The organism is Candidatus Benthicola sp., assembly GCF_058719085.1.
On sequence record NZ_JBZQEK010000089.1, the window covers coordinates 1 to 1,592 of the forward strand.

The following is a 1,592-nucleotide window of genomic DNA, read 5'->3' on the forward strand; positions in this document are numbered from 1 at the left end:
CCGCCCGAAAAGGTGATGCCGCCCCCCGAACGCCGGTGGAAGATGTCGTCGCGCAGCACCTCTTCGACCAGGGCTTCGACCGTGATCTCCCGTCCCACGCTCCGCCTGGCGCCAGTCGGACAGATCTCGGCGCACCGTCCGCAGCCCTCGCACTGAGAACGGGACCCGGACCAGCCCCCTGCCACGCCCGAAGGCAGCGAATGCGGACACGCGCTCACACAGGCGCCGCACTCGATACAGCGGGCGGCGGTGACGAGGATCTCGGGCGCGGCCCGCATTCCCTCCGGATTGTGACACCACCGGCAGGCGAGCGGACATCCCTTCAGAAACACGGTGGTCCGGATGCCGGGACCGTCGTGCACGCTGAAGCGCTGGATGTCGAAGATGAGCCCGGTGACCGGGGTGGACATCAGTCCCCCTCCACCGCGGCGCCGGCCTCGACGGACGATGCCCCCGCAGTGCCGTCCATGTGATAGTAGGCCGCCAGGTACGGGTGCTGAACCTGGAAGGACCAGTGAACGTCCTCGAGGAAGTCGCCGGCTTCGTCCAGGTGCCCCCCCGCGACCAGTTCGATGAGCCGATCGTGCTCGCGGATCGAGGCGAGCTCCCACTCCTTGAGAAATCTGCGTTCGCGCGGAAAGTCGTAGAGTCGCTGCTTCGAGATCCGGACCGTGCGCAGCAGGGCCGGGTTGTCCGACTGGTCGAGAAAGACGTCGTGAAAGGCGAGGTTGAGGTCGTAGTAGGCGTCGAAGTCGTCGGCCCGGATGGCAGAGGTCATGGCCTCGTTCAACCGACGCATCTCCCGGACATCCGTGTCCCCGAGCGTAGAGCTCCGGAGCGCCTGTCGTTCCAGGGCCCCGATCACCTCGTACAGGTGCCGAACGTCATCCGGACCGAGCTCCCGCACCTCCACCCCGCGGCGCGGAATCACGTCCACGAAGCCTTCCAGCTCGAGCTGGATGAGGGCGTCCCGGAGTGGTTGCCGGCTGATCCCGAGATCCGAGGCCAACTTCTTCTGGTCGATGAACGAGCCGGGCTTGAGCTCACCCGATTCGATCGCCCGGCGCAGGTGCTCGTACACGAGCTCGCGCAGCGACTTGGAAACGAGGACCCCGCTCTCGGGCAAGGTCGCCTCCCGCGAAGGTAGCTGCAGAGACGGAAGCGTCCGCGCGGGCTGCACGGGCCACTCCTCTCCCGACAACTGATATATTAGATATCAGTACACGCGGGTGCAATGGACGGCGGGGATCTCCGGCCCGGTCGGGACTCCCGACCGTTCGCGGGGTTGATCCCGCACTTCCGCCTGTTCCCGGACCGTGTTAGTGTCGGCCCCCATGACCGAGGCCCCGCGAACCCGCGTCCGCACGATCGCCTTCCCGGTGGAGCATGGAGGGTGGGGATTTCTCGCGGAACCGATCCTCCTCGGGCTCGCGCTCGCACCCTCCGGCGCCGGCCTGGCCGTCGGTATGGGAACGGTGGCCGCCTTCCTCGTGCGGCACCCCGCGAAGCTCTTCTGGCGCAACCGCCACCGCCTCGATCTCTCTCCGCGCTTCCGCATGGCGCGTCGTTTCGCCCTCCTCTACTCGGCCGTC

3 protein-coding genes are annotated in these 1,592 nt (G+C 67.4%); 1 reads left to right on the plus strand and 2 read right to left on the minus strand.

The annotated features are described in order from the left end of the window. Positions 1-410, minus strand: a 410-nt coding sequence (locus AC36XV_RS06860) for a glycyl-radical enzyme activating protein (protein WP_492202937.1), incomplete at its 3' end; no start/stop codon positions are given. Then, complete coding sequence (locus tag AC36XV_RS06865) at positions 410-1,126, minus strand: GntR family transcriptional regulator (RefSeq protein WP_492202938.1); 717 nt, start codon at positions 1,124-1,126, stop codon at positions 410-412. The genes AC36XV_RS06865 and AC36XV_RS06860, both read right to left, overlap by 1 nt. Before the next feature lie 208 nt (positions 1,127-1,334). Here AC36XV_RS06865 and AC36XV_RS06870 point away from each other — a divergent pair. Then, positions 1,335-1,592 (plus strand): YwiC-like family protein (locus tag AC36XV_RS06870; RefSeq protein ID WP_492202939.1); only part of this gene is annotated, 258 nt, incomplete at its 3' end.